The following is a 21,247-nucleotide window of genomic DNA, read 5'->3' on the forward strand; positions in this document are numbered from 1 at the left end:
CCCGGGCCTAGGGCTTCCACCACGGGCGCAGCGGTACCGTCCACGCCTGGTCCTCGCCGAGCTTGACCCCGAGCACCTGGTGTAGCTGCACCACATTGCGTTCGAAGCCGAGCTGACAGCCCGCCATGTACAGGCCCCACACCTTGGCGGTGCCCTCGCCGACCTCGTCGACGGCGGCTTCCCAGTTCTTCACCAGGTTCTCGCACCATTCGGCCAGGGTGAGCGCGTAGTGCCGGCGCAGGTTCTCCTCGTGCAGCACCTCGAGACCCACGTTCTGGATATCGGAGATGATGCGCCCGGAGCCCGCTAGCTCACCGTCGGGGAAGACATAGCGGTCGATGAAGTCGCCCGCCTTGGTGGTGCGGGTGTTCTCCGGCCGGGTGATGGAGTGGTTGAGGAAGGTGCCGCCGACCCGGAGCTTGGATTTGATGAATTCGAAGTAGGCCGGGTAGTTGTGCACGCCGATGTGCTCGGTGAGCCCGATGGAGGAGACGGCGTCGAAATCGCCCTCGCGCACATCGCGGTAGTCCGAATGCCGCACCTCGGCGAGTTCGGTCAGGCCCTCTTCGGCGATCTTCTGCTGCGCCCATTCCGCCTGTTCGGCGGAAAGCGTTGCGCCGATGACCTTTACGCCGCGCTTGGCGGCGTAGCGCACCATGCCGCCCCAGCCGCAGCCGATATCGAGCAGCCGGTCTCCGGCCTTCAGGTTCAGCTTGTCGAAGACGAGCCGGTACTTGTTCTCCTGCGCCTGTTCCAGGCTCCACTGCTCGTCCTCGTACACCGCGCAGGTGTAGGTCATGGAGGAGCCCAGGACGTACTCGTAGAAGGTGTTCGAGACGTCGTAGTGGTGGTGGATGGCCTCGGCGTCGCGAGTCTTGCTGTGCCGCAAGCCTTCCAGCGCGATGCGTCGCCAGCGCGGCAGCGTCTCCTGCGGCGGCGGGGCGACCGGCTTGAGCAGTTCCCAGCCCAGCGAGCGCGCGATGACGACCAGCTGCATGGCGGTGGGGCGCCGGAACTTCAAGCCCGCCATGGCTTTCAGCAGTTCGTACGGGTCACCCGCGTGCACGCCGTGCGCGATCATATCGCCGGAGATGTAGGCGCGCGCCATGCCGAGATCACCGGGTGCGTTGGCGACATAGTTGACGCCGCGCGGATGGATGATCTCCAGGCCGAACTCGGAGTCCTCGGGGCCGGTGCTGCTGCCGTCGTACGCGGTGAAGCGGATCGGCATCGGGCCCTCGATGAGGGTCTCGAAGATCTCGGCAATGGTGAGTTTTGTTCCGAGCTCGGCGAAAACGTCGGAACGATCCTTGAACGTGGTCACTTGCGTTGCACCGCCTTCGAGTACAGATCCAGTAAACGAGAATCCGGGTCGTAGGTTGCCTTGAGTTGGGCGTAGGTCTTGCCGCCGTAGTAGAGCTCGGCGAACTCGTCCTGCTCGTAGTAGGAGTCCGAGTAGAGGGATTTGTGCCCGTCGAGCGCGGACACCTCCTTCTCGATGGCGCGGTTGGCCGCGCCCTCCTGCTGTCCCGGCCGGGTCGGCACGGCCGACCAGAAGCCGACGTTCACATAGGTGCGATCGGGTTCCAGGGGGTAGAGCGGCCACGGCCGCTCCGGTCCGCCGGAGTCGCGCAATCGCAAGGGGCACAACCAGATCGGCTCGATCGGTATCTCGCGCAGGAACCAGTCCAGGAAGTCGGCGGTGCGCTCGATGGGCACCTCGATGTCCTGCACCACGCGTTCGCGCGGCAGATTGCCCTGCCGGGCCTCCATGCGGTCGCCGATGTGGTACTTCTGGTCGAGTCCGATGAGCTTCCAGTAGAAACTGCTGCGCCGGTACTTCTTCGGCCAGAAGCGGCGGATCTTCGGGTTCTGCGCCCCGAACGCCCGTGAGCACCAGAACCAGTCGGTGTCCCAGCGCCACAGGTAATCCGAGATGGTCAGCCGGTCGCGCTTGGGCTCGGTCGAATCGTGCTGGATGGACCGGTAGAAGATGTCCATATCGGTGTAGTCGCTGACCGGTCCGGGTTCATCGGTCTGCCGCCCGAGCACCAGGTAGCTCTCGTCGGCGGTGAACACCACGCCGTCGAGATAGTCGACCCGCTCCCCGGCGTACGAGCGGTCCGCGATGATCTGCGCCATGGTCGTTTCCAGCTCCCGCAGTTCATGAAACCTTATGTGGCGCAGTGCCACATAAGGTTCGACCGCTTCGAGCTGGATCTTCAGCCGGGTGGAGTAGCCGAGCGTGCCGTAGGAGTTCGGGAAGCCGCGGAACAGGTCCGCGTGCTCGCCGTCGGGGGTGGCGGTGATGATCTCGCCCGCCCCGGTGAGCACGTCGATCTCCAGGACGGATTCGTGCGGCAGCCCATTGCGGAACGAGGTCGACTCGATACCGAGTCCGGTGACCGCGCCGCCCAGGGTGATGGTCTTGAGCTGCGGCACCACCAGCGGCGCGAGCCCGTACTGCAGGGTGACCGCGACCAGATCCTCGTAGGTGGTCATGCCCGCGACATCGGCGGTCTTGGCATGCCGGTCGACCGCGATGACCTGTGTCAATCCGGAGACGTCGAGTCCGGGCGCGGTGCTCTTGGCCCGGGCGCGGAACAGATTGGAGGTCTTCTTGGCCAGCCGGACATTCGCATCGGGCGGTATGGCTCGATACGAAGCGAGTAGCCGATCGACCCCTGCCTGATGCGCTGCGAACCCTGATTCCCGCACGGCCGGTATCCGGCCTGCCTTCCCCAACAGACTCACTGCCACCCCCGGAACGCTAGCCTGCACCGACCGGTACGGCCAGCAGGAGCACACCGGCGGGGCGGTTTTTCACGCACAGTTTGCATACGCATCAACACCCGCTACCAGCCGCATATCGAGTCTATTCCCGTTATCCCGGTGATTATAGTTACTAGAGCTAACTATCTGGATGTATTTCCGCTCCGGAGTTTTTCCGGTCTTCGCGCCTGTGCCGAACGCCGCGACTGCTCGGGGGCGGACGGCGCTAAAGCGCGCACCGCTGCTTGAATGAGGCGGTGCGTTGGCGTCCGAGCAACCTGGATAAAGTCCGGCTGGCGCTGCTGGCCGCCGGATTGCTCTGTGTGGCAACCGGATTGCTACCCCGCGCCGAGGCGGCCGACAATATGCGCCGGATCGCGCCGCTGCTGTTGTTTCTCGGCAGTGTGATCGTGCTGGCCGAACTGGCCCGCGCCGCCAAGGTATTCGATGTGATCGCGCATCGGCTCGCGATCGTGGCGGGCGGCGACTACGCCGCGTTGTTCCTACTGTGCGGGCTCTTCGCCACGGTGACCACCGTCGTGCTCAATCTCGACACCACCGCGGTCCTGCTCACCCCGGTCATGCTGGCCCTCGCGGTGCCGGCGCGGATCGCCCCGCTGCCGCTGGCCATGACCACGCTGTGGCTGGCCAATACCGCGAGCCTGCTGCTGCCGGTCTCGAACCTCACCAATCTGCTCGCCGCCGATCGCGTCGGCCTCGATGTGACCGGTTTCGCCGCCCGCATGTGGCTGCCGCAGCTGCTGTCCACGGTGGCAACCATGGTGTGCCTGTGGGTGTTCTACTGGCGGCGTTCGCGGCGCGGCGCGGATCGCTACGTGGTGCCGGAACCGGTGCGCCCGGCCGATTCCCGGGAACGGTGGCTGCTGTGGTCGACCGGCGGCGCATGCCTGGCCTTCGTGCTGGCGATCCCGCTGGCCGGTGATCACATCGGTTACGCGGCCGCCGCCGCGGCGCTGATCGCCCTGGTGGCGTTCGCGATCTTCGACCGCTCGGTGCTGCGGCCGTCGCTGTTCCCTTGGCAGCTGCTGGTATTCGTCGCCGGACTGTTCCTGGTGGTGCCCACCCTGAGCCGGTTCGGCCTCTCAGATCTGATGCACGGATTGGTCGGCGACGATCCGGGAGCGTCCGGTGCGTTCCGCGCGGCGGGTGCGGGCGCGGGCCTGTCCAATATCGTGAACAACCTGCCCGCCTACACCGCCGGTGAGGCCGTGATCCCGGACGCCAACCGAAATCAGTTGCTGGCCTTGCTGATCGGCTCGAACGTCGCCCCCATCGTGACCCCGTGGGCCTCCCTGGCCACCCTGCTCTGCCTGGAGTTCTGCCGCGTCTATCGGGTGCGGGTTCCGCTGGCGCGCTTCGTACTCTCCGGTCTGGTGCTGGCTGTCACCGCGACCACACTGGCCGTCGCGGGTCTGCTGCTCACCGGCTAGCGCGACGCGGAACCGAATCTGAAAGTGTTGTGCGGCTGGGGCTGGGGCTAAAGTCTGGGAGGCGGAACAGCACAGCGGGAATTAAGGAGCACATGGTGGGACAGGTCAGCGCCTCCAGTTCGATCGTCGTGACGGCGGATCCGCAGCGCACCCTCGAGGCGATCGCGGACTACGAATCGGTGCGGCCGCGCATCAACTCCGCGCACTACCTGGACTACAAGGTGGTCGAGGGCGGCAAGGGTGCGGGCACCGTGGTGGATTGGACGCTCAAGGCCACCGAGAAGCGGTCGCGCAATGTGCACGCCACCATCTCGGTCTCCGATTCCATGGTGACCGAACGGGATTCGAACTCCTCCATGGTCACCACCTGGACCGTGACCCCGCAGGGCAGCGGTTCGCTGGTCACCACGCGCACCAGCTGGAAGGGCGCGGGCGGCATCGGCGGCATCTTCGAGGGCATCTTCGCACCGCTCGGCCTGAAGAAGATCCAGGCCGAGGTGCTGGAGAACCTGAAGCGGGAACTTTCCTAACCGGCGATATCGAAGAGGTTGCCCTCGGGGTCGGCGAGCGTCGACCACTTGATGCCGTACTCGTCGAAATCGGCGATGTGCTTGGCGCCGAGGGCAACCGCGCGTTCGATCTGCTTGGCGAGGTCCTCACCGTGCAGATCCAGATGCACCACATTCTTGCCCGGCGTCTTGTCCGGCACCCGGATGAACATGAGCGTCGGGGTGACCCCGGTGCTCTGCCCGACGGTGGCGAATTCCCGGTTGGCGTCCGGATCGACGGTGCGCTCCAGCAGCTGTGCCCAGAATCCGGCGAGTTCGGCGGCGTTGTCGCAGTCGACGGTGATGTTGGCGATGGTCAATGGCATGGCGGTTCTCCTGTTCAGAGCCGGCCGATGGGCCAGCAGATTTCGGTGATGTAGTCGGCCTCGGCGACATCGCCGGGACCGGCCAGATAGCGTTCGCGGACGGGTTCCGCGAGCGCCGAGTCATGTTCGGCGACATAGCTGCCCAGTGCGCCGTAGGTGCGGTCGAAATCGGTGAACGGACCCAGGTGCACCGCCACCGCGAAGCGGCGGGCGGGCAGATCGATCACCGTGCCGAGCGCGGCGCAACGCTCCCGATCGGCGGGTGCGATGGGGACGAAGGCCACCACCACACCGCGATCGTTCTCGAAGAACTCCATGGCGTAGGTCGCGCTGCCCGGGCCGTCCGGTGCTATGCCCGCGGCCTCCAGAGCCTGGTACAGCGTGCCGAAACTGGCGTCGCACCACACATCGATGCCGTCGCGGGACACCACCTCGGCGATCGCGAGCGCGGGAAAGCTGGGGACGGAACGATATTCGACCTTCAGCGGCTCATCGCCGGGCGGCAACAGCAGCGCCCGCAGCGAGGCCACCACATCGCGGGTGCGGGCGAGTTCGGCTTCCATCCGCTCGAGATGTGCGCGCAGTGCGGCATCGCGCGTCCCGCGATCCGGTGCGTCCAGCACCGCTTTGATCTCCGGCACCGGCATATTCAGCTCGCGCAAGCGGCGGATCAGATGCGCCCGCTCCACCTGATCGGTCGAATAGAAGCGGTACCCGGTGCTCGGATCCACTGTGGCGGGCGGCAGCAATTCGATCTCGTGGTAGTAGCGCAGCGCTTTCACGCTGAGATAGCTGAGCCGGGAGAACTCCCCGATCGGAACCGTCGCTGTCATGCCTTCAGCGAACACTCTCCCACCGGGGGAGAGTCAAGAGCGCCGCGCGGAACGGCGACTAGGCTGGGCACCGTTACTTCCCCCGCAGAGAGGACACGCCGTGCAACCCGGTGGAGAGTTCGATATCCAGCAGTTGATGGCCCAGGCGCAGCAGATGCAGGCAGCCGTGATGGCCGCACAGCAGGAGATCGCGGAGTCCGAGGTCGAGGGCGAGGCGGGCGGTGGCCTGGTGCGCGCCCGGATTCGCGCCACCGGTGAGGTGCTGGCGCTGACCATCGACCCCAAGGTGGTCGATCCCGAGGATGTGGACACCCTGCAGGACCTGGTCATCGGCGCGCTCAACGCGGCCATGGAGAATGCCCAGCAGCTGGCCGCCGATCGGCTCGGCCCGCTGGCCGGTGGTCTGGGCGGACCCGGCGGGGCGCTGCCGGGTTTCTGAGCCCGGGCTGCTGAGATAGGCGCTGCCCGGCTGATATGACCGCGTCCGGGTTTCGGACAGGAATACGGCCGGGCGGTTTCGGCCACGGGAAGGTGGAGGCGTGTACGAGGGTCCGGTTCAGGATCTCATCGACGAGCTGGGCAAACTGCCCGGTGTAGGTCCGAAGAGCGCACAGCGCATCGCGTTTCACCTACTCGGCGTGGAACCGCCGGAGATCGACCGGCTCCAGGCGGCCCTGCAGAAGGTGCGCGACGGCGTGCGCTTCTGTGCCGTCTGCGGCACCGTCTCCGACGGTGAGCTGTGCCGGATCTGCTCCGACCCGCGCCGCGATCGCACCATGATCTGCGTGGTCGAGGAGCCCAAGGACGTGCAGGCCATCGAGCGCACCCGCGAATTCCGCGGCCGCTACCACGTATTGGGCGGAGCCCTGGACCCGCTGTCCGGTATCGGCCCCGATCAGCTCCGCATTCGGGAACTGCTGCAGCGCATCGGCAATCAGGAAGACGGCATCGACGTCAGCGAAGTCATCATCGCCACCGACCCCAATACCGAGGGCGAAGCGACGGCGACCTACCTGGTCCGCATGCTCCGCGATTTCCCGGGCCTCAGCGTCACCCGCCTCGCCTCGGGCCTCCCCATGGGCGGAGACCTCGAATTCGCCGACGAATTGACCCTGGGCCGAGCCCTTTCCGGCCGCCGCGCGCTTTAAGTCGTCTAAGTCCACACCGGCGGTGCCAGTGCCGCCGGTTGCGGGCAGGGAATGTGCTGGCTGTTCCTGGGTATATCGGCACCCGCCCCCGTGGCGTGCAAAGCGACTACCGCGGCCAGCGCGGCGGCTATTCCGGCGAGTACCGCCAGGCTCTTACGTAGCCTCGGTGTCGCTTTCTTCGGGCGTAGCTTCACAGTTCTCTCCTGCCTCAGGGGAACAGCACAGCGCGAAATTAGTGAAAGGCTAGCGTTCCTACGCCTGCGCGGACTTAATCTCTCGGGTGCCCAATCCCGAATCGAGACGCTGTTGTTATTCGGCCGCGCACATCGACCGCAGTACCCCGCGCATGATCGGCCACCCGTATTTGGCCGGAGCGAACGCCATTACCTTGGCGATATTGATCGGCGTAAGCACCGCTGAGCTGGCGAAACCGCCGATTCCCGCTACCATGCTCGCCAGGCTGATGAGCAGGCTCGCACTGTCGAGCGCGGCATAGGCCAGGTCCCCGGAGTTCTCGATGGAAACATCCGCGAGCGGCACGGTGTCGAGCAGCCGCCCCTGGTGGATATCGAATCCCAGATTGGTGAGGAAGGTCAGCGGCCCGTAATCGATGGCATTGGGAATCGGCCCGAGCTCCTCGACCGGCCGCATGACCAGCGGCCCGGCGACTTGATGGTCCCGCAGGAATGCCTGAATCGAATCATGCGCATTGTTCAATGTGTCCCGATCGACCGGCAGCTCGGGATGATTCGCCAGATACGCACGGGTCCGCTCGAATATCTGCCGGGTGCTGAGCCCGCCCGCCGGACGGCAATCCTCGCTCGCGAGCACCAGTTGATTCGCGAGATCCTCGATATGCGCGGGCACTTCGAAACTCTGATAGATCTCGTCATCGGTGAAGGAGAGATCCAGCGGCGCATAAGAATTGGGGATATTGCAGGTATCCCCGACGCGATCCTGAATAACCCGCGCCATCCGGTGCACGCCCTTGAACATGCCGCCGACCATGCCGCGCAACATATATCCCACGCGCGGAACCATATTCGCGGCCATCTGGGTCGGAATCTTCACGATCCGATTGGAAAGGACGAAGACCTCGATGGCGTCGTTCACGGTGAGTTCGGAGACGGTGACGGTGGTATCCATCCGCCCGGTGCGCACGGCGTCGAGGCCATTCACGATGTAGGTGACGATCGGATCATCGATATCGTCCAGCCGCTGCCCGACGGTGCCGGGATCGACCGGCAACAGATTGCGGTGAATTCTGGTGGCGGCCACGGTCTGCCGGAATTCGTTCACTTGCTGGTCGTATGCCACCAGCTGTGGCGCGGGTACGACGGTGCGCAGGGCCGAGGCGGCTGCGGTGATGACATTGTCGAAAGTGGGTGCGCCGGTGGCGCAGTCGGCATCGCTGATGGCGATGTCCGCGAGGGTGCCGTCGGTCGGCGCGGCCTGCGCCGTATTGCCCATCGGGGTGAGTGCGGTGGTGCCGACCAGGGCGGCGATGGTGCATGCGCCCGCCAGTGGCGCGAGTCGAGAGAACCTCATCGTGTCTTCCGTGCAGGGTCCGGGCGCGCCGAAGCGCACCGGGAACGACTAATCAGTTAGGTAAGGTTTACCTCACGTTGTCCGATTTGTCGCATGGTTGCTAAACCATTGCCCTGTCTGGTAAGCCCAGCTCAGAAGGTGATGCGCTGCCAATTCAGGGCATCGAAGTTGGACCGATCGCCGAGCGTCCACGACCAGATCAGATCCGCGACCGTGCTCGGATCATCCACGCGCACGGTGAAATGGCGGTCCGGTGACCCGTCCCGGTACTCCACGTCGTAGCGGCCGTCCTCATGCCGGTAGGTCTGGATGTAGGTCTGATCGCCGCTCTCCACGATCAGATACGGACCGGGCGCGGTGAGTTCCGGCACCCACAGGTGCGCGAGTTCGCTTGTGAGATACGGGAAATCGCCCGCACCGCCGTGCGACACCGATACCGGCACCGCACCGGCGGGATCGATGAGCCAGGCCAGCTGCGGATCGTAGACGGCGTACCCGCGCGGGGTCGCCAACTCGAAAAGCAGTGCCCGCACATGCCCGATGGCGTCGTACGGGCTGGAGATGAACAGCGCCTCGCCCATGGCCCCGTCGGCGGCGGGCGCACCGAGGAAGGCGTCCTCCTCGATGAGCTCACCATTGCGCGCGTCGAGCTCGGCGGCCATCGCGGCCACCGGCTCGGCGGCGGGCTTGCGATCCTGCGCGGTCAGGAACGCGTCGATCTCGGCGGCCGTGGCGGCGACGCCGGAGGGTAGTAGAACGTGGTCGTAGCTCACCTGACCAGGCTAGTAGTCACCCGGCGAGGGTCTGCGGGCCGGTGCTGAACTCGGGCTCGACGCATTCACAGCCGCCCGCGATATCGGAGCAGTCGGCCAGATAGGGGTGGCGTAGCCGGTCGGTGTCCGCGCATGCCCAATCGGTGCACTCGGCCGAACCGTCGGCATGTGCGATGAGCGTTCCATGGCAGGAATTCATGCGTCCTCCTTCAACCGTCTACTCGAAATCCAAGCACCCGGGTCCGACAAGCAGGGGGAGGTCACCGCGTGTCGTCCGATCTGTCGGGAATAAACCCAGCGTGTCTCGGCCTGGCGTGGTGAACTTGACTATGGGGATTCGGGTTTCCCTCGAACATCGCACCACTTACACCTTCGATCGCCCCGTGCGGATCCATCCGCACGTGGTTCGTTTGCGACCCGCGCCGCATACGCGCACCGCGATTCAGTCGTATTCGATGCACGTCACCCCGGCCGAACACTGGGTGAACTGGCAGCAGGACGCGTTCGGAAACTTCCTGGCGCGCCTGGTGTTTCCCGAACCCGCGCAGGAGTTGTCCATCACCGTCGGCCTGATCGCCGATATGGATGTGGTCAACCCCTTCGACTTCTTCGTCGAAGAGGCCGCCGAGCATTTCCCGTTCACCTATGTGCCCGCGCTGGCCGCCGATCTCGAGGCGTATCTGCGCCCCGTGGACGAAGGCGAATCCGGTTCCGGCCCAGGCAAAGCCGTACTCGACTGGGTGGCCCGGCATCGGCCCGCGGACGAACCGCGCACCATCGAATTCCTGATCGCCCTCAATCAGGCGCTGTGCCAGGACGTCGCGTACACCATTCGGCTGGAACCCGGTGTGCAGACACCGGATCACACGCTGGAGTCCGGTCTCGGCTCCTGCCGTGATTCGGCCTGGCTGCTGGTGTCCATCCTGCGCGAATACGGGCTGGCCGCGCGCTTCGTCTCCGGCTACCTCATCCAATTGGCCCAGGACGTACCGTCTTTGGACGGACCCTCGGGCCCGCCCGCCGACTTCACCGATCTGCACGCCTGGACCGAGGTGTATCTGCCCGGCGCGGGCTGGATCGGTCTGGACCCCACCTCCGGCCTGTTCGCGGGTGAAGGCCACATACCGCTGGCCGCCACCCCGCACCCGGTCTCCTCGGCCCCCATCACCGGTGCGACCGATCCGGTGCAGGCCACCCTCGACTTCACCAATACGGTCCATCGCATTCACGAGGACCCGCGAGTCACGCTGCCCTACAGTGATATTCAATGGGAGCGCATTACCGAGGCCGGAGCCGCCGTCGACGCTCGCATGAGCGCCGCGGGCATCGACCTCACCCTCGGCGGTGAACCCACCTTCGTCTCCCTCGACGATCAGACCGGCCCGGAATGGACCACCGACGCCGACGGACCCCGAAAGCGTGAGCGCGCCGCCGATCTCGCCCAGCGTCTGCGCCGCGTCTACGCCCCGCGCGGCCTGACCCAGTACCGCCAGGGCAAGTGGTATCCCGGAGAACCCCTGCCGCGCTGGGAGATAGCGCTGCTCTGGCGCACCGACGGCGAACCCCTGTGGAATCACCCCGAACTGCTCGCCGACCCCTGGCTGTCCCCGCCGATCGCCCAGCTGAACCAGGTCGCACACCGCTCCGGCGGCCGCTCCTCGACCCGCACCACCGATGAACAAATCCGGGCGAGCCGCGCGAACGAGGAACGCCGCGCCGCCCTGCTCGGCGAACAACGCCGCGCCCTCCAAGCCAACGCGGCGCTCGGCGCACCCATCGTGCCGACCCCACTCCACCTCAGGCCGGATCCCCTTGCGCCGCAGCCGGAGAACGCGGTGCCCGCGCCTCCCGGGACCGATCCCCATGGTGCGCGAGCTGCGCATTCGGCGGACGCGAGTCCCGACATCGATTCCGCCGCGCCGCAACGCGATAGCGCGGCAATGCCGCCGGTCGAGGCAGATCCGGAGTCGGCCGAATCGGTCCCGTCCGGGTCTGGCGACCGGGACGTTCCAGCTGATAGCTCTGCGGACCTCGATGCCGGTAACGGTGCACACCACCCGGCTACGGATTCCGATACGGCGCAGCGAGCCAGCGCGGGAGCTCCGCACGTCGAGGCGGACACGCTCGAATCAGGTGGCGGTCGCGGCGATTCTGCCGCCGGTAACGGTGCACGCCACCTGGCAGAGAATGCGCACGAGGATTCGCCGCTGGAAGACGATGGGGGAGATGTTGTCCGGAGCGCTTCTAGTGCCGACGACAGTGTGGATGACGCGCGTGATCTGATCGCGCATGTGGTCGCCGGGCTGGGGTTGCCGCGGTCGCAGGTGCGGGCGGCATATGAGGATCCGCTGCTGCGGATGGCCGCGCACGCGGCGCTGCCGAGTGGCGATCCGGTCGAGCGCGAGGATGATATTGCGCCGGAACGTGATTCGGCACTGGCGCGGCGAGAACTGCTGGAAAGACTCGATGCCGGGGTGGGCGCACCTGCGGCGTATGTGCTGTCGCTGTATCGGCGCGCCGATGAGGCGGGCTGGGCCAGTGCGGACTGGCGGCTACGGCGCGGACGAATCATCCTGACGGAGGGGGATTCTCCGGCCGGGCTGCGGTTGCCGCTGGGGTCGGTGTCATGGCAGGCCCCGCCCGCGCGGCCGGAGGCGGACCCGTTCGCACCGCGGCTGCCGCTCGCGGCGGATGAGCCGTCCGCGGTGCTGGAATCGGCCGATCGAGCGCCGATCTCCGCGCTGGTGGCGGAGATTCGCGATGACCGGCTGTACGTCTTCCTGCCGCCGGTGCCGGAATTCGGCGCGTTCTGCGATCTGGTGCGCCGGGTCGAGGAGGCGGCACTGGCGATCGGGCGGCCGGTCGTGCTGGAGGGCTACGGCCCGCCGGCCGATGACCGGCTGCAATCGCTCTCGATCACCCCGGACCCGGGCGTGATCGAGGTGAACGTGCAGCCGACGACGAGTTTCGCCGAACAGTCGACGCTGCTCGAAACCCTCTACGAACAAGCCAGATTGGCGCGGCTGAGCACCGAATCCTTCGATGTGGACGGCACCGATCGCGGTACCGGCGGTGGCAATCACATCACGCTGGGCGGTGCCACCCCGGCGCGGTCGCCGATGCTGCGGCGTCCCGATCTGCTGGTCTCGATGCTGCGCTACTGGCAGCGGCATCCCGCGCTGTCGTACCTGTTCTCCGGCCGTTTCATCGGCCCCACCTCACAGGCTCCGCGCGCCGATGAGGGCCGGGTCGAGGCGCTCTACGAAATGGAGATCGCCTTCGCCGAGATCGCCCGGCTGAGCCGCGATTCCACCTCGGGTACCGGGGGAGCGGGCGGTCACGTGAGATTCGACGACGGTGTCCTGCCCGGATCGCAGGGTGCGATCCCGCGCGAGAATGCCGCCGCCCCCTGGGTTGTCGATCGGGCACTGCGTCATCTGCTCACCGATCTGACCGGTAACACCCATCGCGCCGAATTCTGCATCGACAAGCTGTACAGCCCGGATTCCACGCGCGGCCGTCTCGGTCTGGTGGAATTGCGCGGGTTCGAGATGCCGCCGCATTTCCGCATGGCGATGGTGCAGTCGCTGCTGGTGCGGGCGCTGGTGCTGCGGTTCTGGGAGCAGCCGTACACCGCGCCGCTCATTCAGCACGGTGCGAATCTGCACGGCCGCTATCTGCTGCCGCATTTCCTGGCCGCCGATATCGCCGATGTGGTGGCCGATCTGCGGTCGCACGGTATCGAATTCGATATCAGCTGGCTGGAACCGTTCTCCGAGTTCCGTTTTCCGCGCTTCGGCACGGTGGTGCTCGGCGATGTGGAAATGGAATTGCGCGGCGCGATCGAACCGTGGAACACCCTCGGCGAGCAGACCACCGCCGCCGGGACCGCGCGCTATGTGGATTCCTCGGTGGAGCGCATGCAGGTGCGGGTGACCGGAGCCGATCGTGGCCGATATGTGGTGACCTGCAATGGATTCCCCATCCCGCTGATGGCCGCGGGCAAGGCCGATGTGCAGGTCGGCGGTGTCCGGTATCGCGCCTGGCAGCCGCCGGAATCGCTGCATCCCACCATCACCGTTGACGCCCCGCTGACCTTCGACGTGGTGGATCTGGAGACCGGTCTGTCCCGCGGCGGCTGCACCTATCACGTCGCGCATCCGGGCGGCATGTTCTATGCCGGGCCGCCGGTGAACGCGATGGTGGCGCAATCGCGGCGCAACCGGCGCTTCGAACCGGCCGGGCATACCTCCGGTCCGGTCGACATCGCGGATCTGCGTGCCAAAATGGCCATACAGGCCACGGATATCGGCGCGCCTGGGATCCTCGACCTACGCCGGGCGCGCACGGTCTGGGGTACCGGCGACCGGTAGGCACACGCTGAAAGTGGTGACGGTGGGAGCTGCCGGGGAGTACGCGAAATACCGTGCGGCGGCAGCCGATACGGGTTCCTTCGATGCCGTCGGCCTGCCGGTCGACGGCTACTACGACGAACTGGTGAACGACGGCGGCCGCCTGCGCCCGCTGTGGGCCGAACTGTCCGCCGAATTCCTGGAGCAGGGCCGGGACGGTCTGCACGCCCTCGATGCCCGGGTGCGCCGCCGCATCGAGGACGACGGCATCACCTACACCGATCTCGGTGGCGATGCGAATGAGCCCGCCGCACCGCGACCCTGGCGACTGGACCCGATTCCACTGCTGCTGGACGCCGCGGACTGGCAGGGCCTGGAGGCGGGCGTGGTGCAGCGCTCGCGACTGCTGGACGCCCTGCTCGCCGATGTGTACGGGCCGCGCCGCACCCTCACCGCGGGTCTGCTGCCGCCCCAGGTGGTGTTCGGCTGCCGCGGCTATATGCGTGCGGCGCACGGGATCTCACTGCCCGGGCGGCATCAGCTGTTCCTGCACGCCTGCGATATCAGCCGCCGCAGCGACGGCGGATTCCGGGTGCTGGCGGATTGGGCGCAGGCGCCCTCGGGCGCGGGGTACGCGCTCGCCGATCGGCGGGTGGTGTCCGCGGCCATTCCGGCGGCCTTCGAACTGGCCAGTCCGCTACCGCTGAATCCGTTCGTGCGCGCCATGCGGCTCATGCTGGTGGAGGCCGCGCCGCCCGCCGCCGCGGAGGAACCCGTGGTGGTGGTGCTGAGCCCCGGCCCGCATTCCGAAACCGCCTTCGATCAGGCGTATCTGGCGTCGGTACTGGGTTTCCCGCTGGTGGAGAACGCGGATCTGGTGGTGCGCGACGGACGTTTGTGGATGCGTTCGCTGGGCACGCTCAAACAGGTGGACGTCGTATTGCGCCGAGTGGATGCGGAATTCTCCGATCCGCTGGACTTGCGGCCGGATTCGCGTCTGGGAGTGGTGGGATTGGTCGAGGTGCTGCGGCGCGGTGCGGTCACCGTGGTCAATACGCTCGGCAGCGGACTGCTGGAGAGTCCGGCCCTGGCCGCGTTCCTGCCCGAACTCTCGCGCGCGCTGCTCGATCAGGACCTCATCCTGCCGAGTGTCGAAACCTATTGGGGCGGAGACGATTCCCAGCGCACCAAACTGCTCGCCGACCTGCCCCGGCTGATTCTGCGCTCCACCGTCGACGATGCCACCGTGTTCGGATCCCTGCTCACCCGGCCGCAACTCGACGAATGGCGGGACCGCATCACCGCCGAGGGCTGGAAGTGGGTGGGCCAGGAACCCGCCCGCTTCTCGGTGGCTCCGGCCGTGGCCGGGTCCGGCGAATTGGCCGCCGCACCGGTCGCGGTCCGGCTGTTCTCACTGGCCGGGCGGGTCGGATATCGCGTCATGGCGGGCGGACTCGGCCAATTGCATCAGCGCACCGGCCCGGACGGCATGATCGGCGAGGCCACCGCCAAGGACGTCTGGGTGCGCGCCGCCCCGGCCGCGGTGCCCGCCACGGAGATCCCGGAGGAGCACGAACGCCGCGCCCCCGTCCTCCCCACCCTCGACGTCATCAGCTCACCGCGCGTCCTGAACGACCTGTTCTGGATGGGCCGCTACGCCGAACGCGCCGAGGCCGCCGTCCGCCTGCTCGGCGCCACCCACGACCGCTACCAGGACTACCGCTACCGCCCCTGGATGGAGGGCGCGGAAGCCATGCCCATCCTCATAGCGGCCCTGGGGCATATGACCGGCACCACCCCGCCGCCACCGAGAAAGACACCACCGCAACCGGATTCGACCGGCACGGCAGCGGATGTCATTGGCGCTGATCCGTATCCAGCCGGGCAGCAACAGAATTCGAGCGACCAACGGCAGAGCGAAGGCGGCCTGTCCCAAAGCCAAGGGTCGAGCGGGCAGACCCAGGGCTCCGGTGGCCAGAGCCAGAGCCAAGGTTTCGGCGGCCAGAGCCAGACTCAGGGTTCCGGTGGGCAGAGCCAGAGTCAGGGCTTCGGTGGGCAGAGTCAGGGCTCCGGTGGGCAGTGGCAGGGCCAGGGCACTCCGTCGCCGGAGTTGTCCGCGGCGGCGCGGCGGCGCGAGTTCTCCGATCAGCCGACGGTGCCCATCGCGCTGCCGGGTGCTTCGCGGCGCGATCACGGCTATCTGGTGTCGTTGACGGTCGACCGGGAGCTGCCCGGGTCGCTGGCGTTCGCCATCGAGCGGTACGGGAAGGCGGCTCGTGCTGTGCGAGACCAGCTTTCACCGGATACCTGGATGATTCTCGGTGCCATCGATCGTGCGCTGTCGGAATACCGTGGCGCGCGCGGGGATCGGGGTGCGGCACTGTCGGCGGTGCATTCGCGCGCACTCGCCGCACTGCTGTCGCTGTCCGGTATCGACGCGGAATCCACTGTGCGCGATACCGGTTGGCATGTGATGGATATCGGCCGCAGGCTGGAGCGCGGTCTGGCGCTGTCGTCCCTGCTCGCCGCCGCGCTCACCGATTCCTATCCGGATCCGGTTACCCGGGTGGTGACCGAGGCGGTGCTGCAGGCCAGTGTGTCCGCGGTGAGTTATCGCAGGCGGCACGGTGATTCGGTGCGGGTCGCCGCGCTCGCGGGCCTGCTGCTGTTCGACGCGGGCAATCCGCGCTCGCTGGCCTATCAGCTGGAACGCCTGGAAGCGGACTTCCTCGCGTTGCCCGCCGCTTCGGGATCCTCGCGCCCGCAACGGCTGTTGACCGATGCTCAGCGAATGCTGCGCCGCGTCGACCCGGCCGATCTGGAGGTCACCGACAGCGCGGGCTGCCGCACCGAACTCGCCGAACTGCTGGACGGGGTGCACCTGCGCCTGCGCAAGATCTCCGAATCCTTCGAGACCACACGGCTTTCGGTGCCGCGTGAGATCCAGCCGCTGTGGGGCTCCACCCGGGTGGTGGAGTGAGGATGCGCCGCTATCGGGTTGTGCACAGCACCGTCTACGTGTACTCGGACGCGGTCACCAGTTCCTACGGCCGCGCCTATCTCACACCGCGCGAATTTCCGAGCCAGCGTTTGCTCTCCCATGAGGTCCGGATCGATCCGGTGCCGTCGGATCGTTCGGTCGGCACCGATGTGTACGGCAACACCACCCTGTATTTCCATGTCACCGCCGATCATCGCCGCCTGGAGGTGACCGGTGAATCGGTGGTCGAGGTGCACAATCCGCCGGATCCGCCCGCACCCGCCCCGTGGGAGAAAGCCTGCCCGTCCATCGAGAACGGCCCGCTCGCAGTGGAATTCACACTCGATCTGAATCCGCCGGAGATCATTCCCGAGGTCGCGGCCTATGCCGCCGAATCCTTTCCGCCCGGTCGGCCGCTGCTCGAGGCCGTCGAGGAGTTGACCGCCCGCATCTACACCGATTTCACCTACGAATCCGGTTCCACCAATGTCAGCACCCGCGTCGCGGACGTCTTCGCCGATCGGCGCGGCGTCTGCCAGGATTTCGCCCGGCTCGGCATCGCCTGCCTGCGCTCGCTCGGCCTGGCCGCCCGCTACGTCTCGGGTTATCTCGCCACCGATCCGCCGCCCGGTAAGGAACGCATGGTCGGCGCGGACGCCACGCACGCCTGGGCCGCGGTCTGGCTGCCGGACGGCAGCGCCGAGGGCCACTGGGTCGATTTCGATCCCACCAACAATCAATTCGCCGATGAACGCTATGTGACCGTGGCCTGGGGCCGCGATTACGCCGACGTACCGCCGGTGCGCGGCATCATCTACACCGACGCCAAGGAGAGCAGTATCCGGGTCTCCGTCGACGTCGCCCCGATAGAGGTGTGACATGCGTGATTTCGCCTGCCCCAACTGCGGTCAGCAATTGGCCTTCGAGAACTCGCTGTGCCTGCACTGCCGCAGCCCACTGGGTTTCAGCCTCGCCGATCGCACACTGCTGGTGCTGGCCAAGGACGCCGCGCCCGAGGAGACGCACGACCATCCAGAGGGCGAAGTCATCGACCCCAACCTGGACGGCGTCGTGGACGCCAATACCTTCCGGCTCTGCGACAACCGGCATGTGGCGCAATGCAATTGGCTGGTGCGCGGCTCCGGCCTGTGCGAATCCTGCCGCCTCACCCGCACCCGCCCGTCCGATCAGGACGAGCATTGGCTGCCCGCCTTCGCCGAGGCCGAGGCCGCCAAACGCCGTCTGCTGGTGGAACTCACCGAACTCGGCCTGCCCATCGTGGACCGAATCGCCGATCCGGAGTTCGGCCTGGCCTTCGATCTGCTCGCCAGCGCCGACCATCAGGTCATGACCGGTCATGAGAACGGGGTCATCACCCTGGATCTGGCCGAAGGCGATGACGTGCACCGCGAACAATTGCGCGTGGAGATGTCCGAGCCCTACCGCACCCTGCTCGGCCATTTCCGGCACGAGATCGGCCACTACTTCTTCCCGGTACTGGTGACCGATGCCGAGCTGGAGCGGTCGCGCACCCTGTTCGGCGATCCCTTCGCCGACTATCAGGCGGCACTGGACAAGCACTACGCCGACGGCCCGCCGCCCGGCTGGGAATCGAGCTTCGTCTCCTCGTACGCCACCATGCATCCGGCCGAGGACTGGGCCGAAACCTTCGCGCACTACCTGCACATTCGCGACACCCTCGATACCGCCGCCGCGTTCGGCTTCGCCCCGGCGGGCGCGACCATGGATCGCCCGCAGGTCGGCCGCTCCGGTTTCGACCGCATCATCGAACTGTGGCTACCGCTGGCCTGGTCGCTGAATATGGTGAACCGCTCCATGGGCCATCCGGACCTCTACCCGTTCGTGCTGGCCGGGCCGGTACTGGAGAAAATGCGGTTCATCCACGAACTGTGCACCGCCGCTTGATCATTCGCGGCGATCATCCGCGATGTGCGGTGAGCTCCATGGCGGTGTACGCGCCGACGCCGGGCTTGTACGACTCGGGCACCACATTGTCCATCCGCAGCCGGAAGACCCCGTCCACGGTGTCGTCCACCATGATTCGCCATTCCCAGTCACCCGCGTAGGTCGCCGACAGTTCGACCTGCTTCCCCGGCAGCGCGGTACCGGTCAGCACCGACGGCCCCGGTTTCTGATGCCAGGTGTCACTCCACAGCGCCTGCGCCTGCCCGTCCGCGTCCGCGCCGACGACCAGCATCCCCTGCTGCGGTCCGTCCGCCGGATGGCTCCAGGTGTAGCCGATCGACGCCAGATTCCCGCCCGCCCCGAAGCTGACCGTGACGGTCGCGGCGGAGGTTTCCATGGTGTCGGTCGGCATCAGCCGAAAATCGTTCGCGCCGGACCATTGCCCCAGCAGATTCGCCAGCATCGCCATGCGGCCGAGGGTAGCCGTGCACCTGGGTTCCGGCACCGTATTGCCACGCTGTAAACTCGTGATCATCATGCAGCGGGCAAGCCTTCTCCTCGGCCGCCGCGGCGGGGTCTGATACGGACCGGCTCCCGTCGCGGGTGTTCGTCGTGCCGGTCTACCCCATACCTGGGATCCAGCCACACTCTCGGAGATAAATCGCCATGTCACCCGCTGATGCTTTCGTTTCCGGTTCGCGCACGATCAACGTGCCGTCGAAGCCGGCCCCTGCCGACCAGCCTGCCTGGAACACGCAGAAGAACTCCTCCATGCCGACCTTCCGGTACCGGCCGTTCGCGGAGGAGGTCGAGCCCATCTCGGTGCCCGACCGCACCTGGCCCGACAAGATCATCGATCGCGCCCCGTCCTGGTGTGCGGTGGATCTGCGCGACGGCAATCAGGCGCTCATCGATCCGATGAGCCCGGCCCGCAAGCGCCGCATGTTCGATCTGCTGGTGCGGATGGGCTACAAGGAGATCGAGGTCGGCTTCCCCGCCGCCTCGCAGACCGACTTCGACTTCGTCCGCGAGATCATCGAGGACGGCGCGATCCCGGACGATGTCACCATTCAGGTGCTGACCCAGTCCCGCGCCGAACTGATCGAGCGCACCTTCGAGGCGTGCGCGGGCGCACCGCAGGCCATCGTGCACTTCTACAACTCGACCTCGATCCTGCAGCGCCGCGTGGTGTTCCGCGCGGACCGCGAGGCCGTCAAGAAGATCGCCACCGACGCCGCGACACTGTGCCTGGAGATCGAGAAGAAGTACCCGGACACCCGCTGGCGCTACGAGTACAGCCCCGAGTCGTACACCGGCACCGAGCTGGATTACGCACTGGACGTATGTGATTCGGTATCGGCGATCATTCAGCCGACCCCCGAGAAGCCGCTGATCATCAACCTGCCGGCGACCGTCGAGATGGCGACCCCGAACGTCTACGCCGACTCCATCGAATGGATGAGCCGGAACCTGGCGCGCCGCGATTCCATCGTGCTGTCGCTGCACCCGCACAATGACCGCGGCACCGCCGTGGCCGCCGCCGAACTGGGCTACCAGGCCGGTGCGGATCGCATCGAGGGCTGCCTGTTCGGCAATGGTGAGCGCACCGGCAATGTCTGCCTGGTGACCCTGGGGATGAACCTGTTCTCGCGCGGAGTGGATCCGCAGATCGACTTCAGCAATATCGACGAGATCCGCCGCACGGTCGAATACTGCAACCAGCTGCCCGTCGCCGAGCGGCACCCGTACGGCGGTGACCTGGTCTACACCGCGTTCTCCGGATCGCATCAGGACGCCATCAACAAGGGCCTGGACGCCATGAAGGCCGCGGCCGACGCCGCGGATTCCGATGTGGCCGATATGACCTGGGCGGTCCCATACCTGCCCATCGACCCGAAGGATGTCGGCCGCACGTACGAGGCTGTCATCCGGGTGAATTCGCAGTCCGGCAAGGGCGGCGTCGCGTACATCATGAAGACCGATCACGGGCTGGTGCTGCCGCGCCGCCTGCAGATCGAGTTCTCGCAGGCGGTCCAGAAGATCACCGACGGTGAGGGCGGCGAGGTCACCCCGAAGGAGATGTGGGACGTCTTCTCCGAGGAGTACCTGACCCCGATCGTGCCGCTGGAGCGCATCCGGCAGAAGGTCACCGCCTCCGAATTGGACGGCGGCGTCGACCATATCGAGGCCGTGGTCAAGGTGGACGGCGTCGAACAGGCCATCTCCGGTGAGGGCAACGGCCCGCTCGCCGCGTTCGTGGACGCGCTGGCCACCATCGGATACGACGTGCGCGTCCTGGATTACAGCGAGCACGCCATGTCCTCGGGCGATGACGCGCAGGCCGCCGCCTACGTGGAATGCGCCATCGGCGACAAGGTGACCTGGGGCGTCGGCATCGCCACCTCGATCACCACCGCATCGCTGCGCGCGGTCGTCTCGGCCGTCAACCGCGCGGCCCGCGGCAACTGATCCACATCGATCCACAGCGCTGATCCCGCTCCGAGATTCGGGGCGGGATCATCGTTTTCCACAGTGAACTCCCGGTAGCGGCGCAGTTGCGCGGGGGTGCGAGGTATTACCAGGCCAGGGT

The 21,247-nt window shown here is 66.7% G+C and carries 17 protein-coding genes and 2 pseudogenes; 10 read left to right on the top strand and 9 right to left on the bottom strand.

What is annotated here, in order from left to right:
- Positions 1 to 7 precede the first annotated feature (7 nt).
- Positions 8 to 1,324, bottom strand: a complete 1,317-nt coding sequence (locus ACFC4D_RS37680) for a class I SAM-dependent methyltransferase (RefSeq protein WP_375962043.1) — start codon at positions 1,322 to 1,324, stop codon at positions 8 to 10.
- Positions 1,321 to 2,754, bottom strand: coding sequence for an FAD-binding oxidoreductase (locus ACFC4D_RS37685; protein WP_375963826.1), 1,434 nt, complete (start codon positions 2,752 to 2,754; stop codon positions 1,321 to 1,323). The genes ACFC4D_RS37680 and ACFC4D_RS37685 overlap by 4 nt, the downstream gene beginning before the upstream one ends.
- Positions 2,755 to 3,029: 275 nt before the next feature.
- Here ACFC4D_RS37685 and ACFC4D_RS37690 point away from each other — a divergent pair, with 275 nt between their 5' ends.
- Together ACFC4D_RS37690 and ACFC4D_RS37695 are read left to right on the top strand one after the other, a co-directional pair.
- Positions 3,030 to 4,223 carry an SLC13 family permease gene (locus ACFC4D_RS37690; protein ID WP_376070644.1) on the top strand — a complete coding sequence of 398 codons (1,194 nt, stop codon included), beginning with the start codon at positions 3,030 to 3,032 and terminating at the stop codon, positions 4,221 to 4,223.
- Between the two features lie 95 nt (positions 4,224 to 4,318).
- Positions 4,319 to 4,753, top strand: coding sequence for an SRPBCC family protein (locus tag ACFC4D_RS37695; protein WP_364637356.1), 435 nt, complete (start codon positions 4,319 to 4,321; stop codon positions 4,751 to 4,753).
- On the opposite strand, the gene ACFC4D_RS37700 is transcribed toward ACFC4D_RS37695, so the two are convergent.
- Positions 4,750 to 5,097 (bottom strand): VOC family protein, encoded by a 348-nt coding sequence (locus tag ACFC4D_RS37700; protein ID WP_364637358.1) that lies wholly within the window; start codon positions 5,095 to 5,097, stop codon positions 4,750 to 4,752. The genes ACFC4D_RS37695 and ACFC4D_RS37700 overlap by 4 nt on opposite strands.
- 14 nt (positions 5,098 to 5,111) lie before the next feature.
- Positions 5,112 to 5,930, bottom strand: a complete 819-nt coding sequence (locus ACFC4D_RS37705; protein WP_376070647.1) for a MerR family transcriptional regulator — start codon at positions 5,928 to 5,930, stop codon at positions 5,112 to 5,114.
- Positions 5,931 to 6,030: 100 nt separating this feature from the next.
- On the opposite strand from ACFC4D_RS37705, the gene ACFC4D_RS37710 reads away from it, so the two are divergent.
- A complete protein-coding gene (locus ACFC4D_RS37710; RefSeq protein ID WP_364637362.1) occupies positions 6,031 to 6,369 on the top strand; it encodes a YbaB/EbfC family nucleoid-associated protein in 339 nt (112 codons plus the stop codon).
- Between the two features lie 100 nt (positions 6,370 to 6,469).
- The gene (recR, locus tag ACFC4D_RS37715) at positions 6,470 to 7,078 is read left to right on the top strand and encodes a recombination mediator RecR (protein ID WP_364637364.1); all 609 of its coding nucleotides are present in this window, start codon (positions 6,470 to 6,472) and stop codon (positions 7,076 to 7,078) included.
- A gap of 309 nt (positions 7,079 to 7,387) precedes the next feature.
- On the opposite strand, the gene ACFC4D_RS37720 is transcribed toward recR, so the two are convergent.
- From ACFC4D_RS37720 to ACFC4D_RS37730, 3 genes are all read right to left on the bottom strand, one after another.
- Positions 7,388 to 8,626 (bottom strand): hypothetical protein, encoded by a 1,239-nt coding sequence (locus ACFC4D_RS37720; RefSeq protein ID WP_376070649.1) that lies wholly within the window; start codon positions 8,624 to 8,626, stop codon positions 7,388 to 7,390.
- A gap of 131 nt (positions 8,627 to 8,757) precedes the next feature.
- A complete protein-coding gene (locus ACFC4D_RS37725; protein ID WP_375962053.1) occupies positions 8,758 to 9,399 on the bottom strand; it encodes a hypothetical protein in 642 nt (213 codons plus the stop codon).
- A gap of 16 nt (positions 9,400 to 9,415) precedes the next feature.
- A complete protein-coding gene (locus ACFC4D_RS37730; protein WP_364637368.1) occupies positions 9,416 to 9,598 on the bottom strand; it encodes a hypothetical protein in 183 nt (60 codons plus the stop codon).
- A 130-nt stretch (positions 9,599 to 9,728) separates the two neighbouring features.
- Here ACFC4D_RS37730 and ACFC4D_RS37735 point away from each other — a divergent pair.
- The 5 genes and pseudogenes from ACFC4D_RS37735 to ACFC4D_RS37755 form a co-directional block, all read left to right on the top strand.
- Positions 9,729 to 11,000 (top strand): annotated as a pseudogene (locus ACFC4D_RS37735) (transglutaminase family protein); the annotation flags it as partial.
- A 678-nt stretch (positions 11,001 to 11,678) separates the two neighbouring features.
- Positions 11,679 to 13,772: pseudogene (locus tag ACFC4D_RS37740) on the top strand (transglutaminase family protein); the annotation flags it as partial.
- 16 nt (positions 13,773 to 13,788) lie between these two features.
- A complete protein-coding gene (locus ACFC4D_RS37745; RefSeq protein WP_376070652.1) occupies positions 13,789 to 16,731 on the top strand; it encodes a circularly permuted type 2 ATP-grasp protein in 2,943 nt (980 codons plus the stop codon).
- A 2-nt stretch (positions 16,732 to 16,733) separates the two neighbouring features.
- Complete coding sequence (locus ACFC4D_RS37750) at positions 16,734 to 17,609, top strand: transglutaminase N-terminal domain-containing protein (RefSeq protein WP_376070655.1); 876 nt, start codon at positions 16,734 to 16,736, stop codon at positions 17,607 to 17,609.
- 1 nt (position 17,610) lies between these two features.
- Positions 17,611 to 18,657 (top strand): putative zinc-binding metallopeptidase, encoded by a 1,047-nt coding sequence (locus ACFC4D_RS37755; protein WP_375962063.1) that lies wholly within the window; start codon positions 17,611 to 17,613, stop codon positions 18,655 to 18,657.
- 13 nt (positions 18,658 to 18,670) lie between these two features.
- On the opposite strand, the gene ACFC4D_RS37760 is transcribed toward ACFC4D_RS37755, so the two are convergent.
- Both ACFC4D_RS37760 and ACFC4D_RS37765 read right to left on the bottom strand, forming a co-directional pair.
- On the bottom strand, positions 18,671 to 19,126 hold the full coding sequence (locus tag ACFC4D_RS37760) for a hypothetical protein (protein ID WP_376070658.1): 456 nt from the start codon (positions 19,124 to 19,126) through the stop codon (positions 18,671 to 18,673).
- Positions 19,127 to 19,277: 151 nt separating this feature from the next.
- Positions 19,278 to 19,430 (bottom strand): hypothetical protein, encoded by a 153-nt coding sequence (locus ACFC4D_RS37765; RefSeq protein ID WP_376070799.1) that lies wholly within the window; start codon positions 19,428 to 19,430, stop codon positions 19,278 to 19,280.
- Here ACFC4D_RS37765 and leuA point away from each other — a divergent pair.
- A complete protein-coding gene (gene leuA / locus ACFC4D_RS37770) occupies positions 19,369 to 21,126 on the top strand; it encodes a 2-isopropylmalate synthase (protein WP_376070781.1) in 1,758 nt (585 codons plus the stop codon). The genes ACFC4D_RS37765 and leuA overlap by 62 nt on opposite strands.
- Positions 21,127 to 21,247 lie beyond the last annotated feature (121 nt).

Source organism: Nocardia sp. NPDC056000 (genome assembly GCF_042269265.1).
GTDB lineage: Bacteria > Actinomycetota > Actinomycetes > Mycobacteriales > Mycobacteriaceae > Nocardia.

What these genes read in the sequence shown, in the direction of transcription:
- ACFC4D_RS37700 (WP_364637358.1), bottom strand. Translation starts at nt 5,097, where the DNA reads ATGCCATTGACCATCGCCAACATCACCGTCGACTGCGACAACGCCGCC.
- ACFC4D_RS37730 (WP_364637368.1), bottom strand. Translation starts at nt 9,598, where the DNA reads ATGAATTCCTGCCATGGAACGCTCATCGCACATGCCGACGGTTCGGCC.
- ACFC4D_RS37705 (WP_376070647.1), bottom strand. Translation starts at nt 5,930, where the DNA reads ATGACAGCGACGGTTCCGATCGGGGAGTTCTCCCGGCTCAGCTATCTC.
- ACFC4D_RS37720 (WP_376070649.1), bottom strand. Translation starts at nt 8,626, where the DNA reads ATGAGGTTCTCTCGACTCGCGCCACTGGCGGGCGCATGCACCATCGCC.
- ACFC4D_RS37755 (WP_375962063.1), top strand. Translation starts at nt 17,611, where the DNA reads ATGCGTGATTTCGCCTGCCCCAACTGCGGTCAGCAATTGGCCTTCGAG.
- ACFC4D_RS37750 (WP_376070655.1), top strand. Translation starts at nt 16,734, where the DNA reads ATGCGCCGCTATCGGGTTGTGCACAGCACCGTCTACGTGTACTCGGAC.
- ACFC4D_RS37760 (WP_376070658.1), bottom strand. Translation starts at nt 19,126, where the DNA reads ATGGCGATGCTGGCGAATCTGCTGGGGCAATGGTCCGGCGCGAACGAT.
- ACFC4D_RS37765 (WP_376070799.1), bottom strand. Translation starts at nt 19,430, where the DNA reads ATGGAGGAGTTCTTCTGCGTGTTCCAGGCAGGCTGGTCGGCAGGGGCC.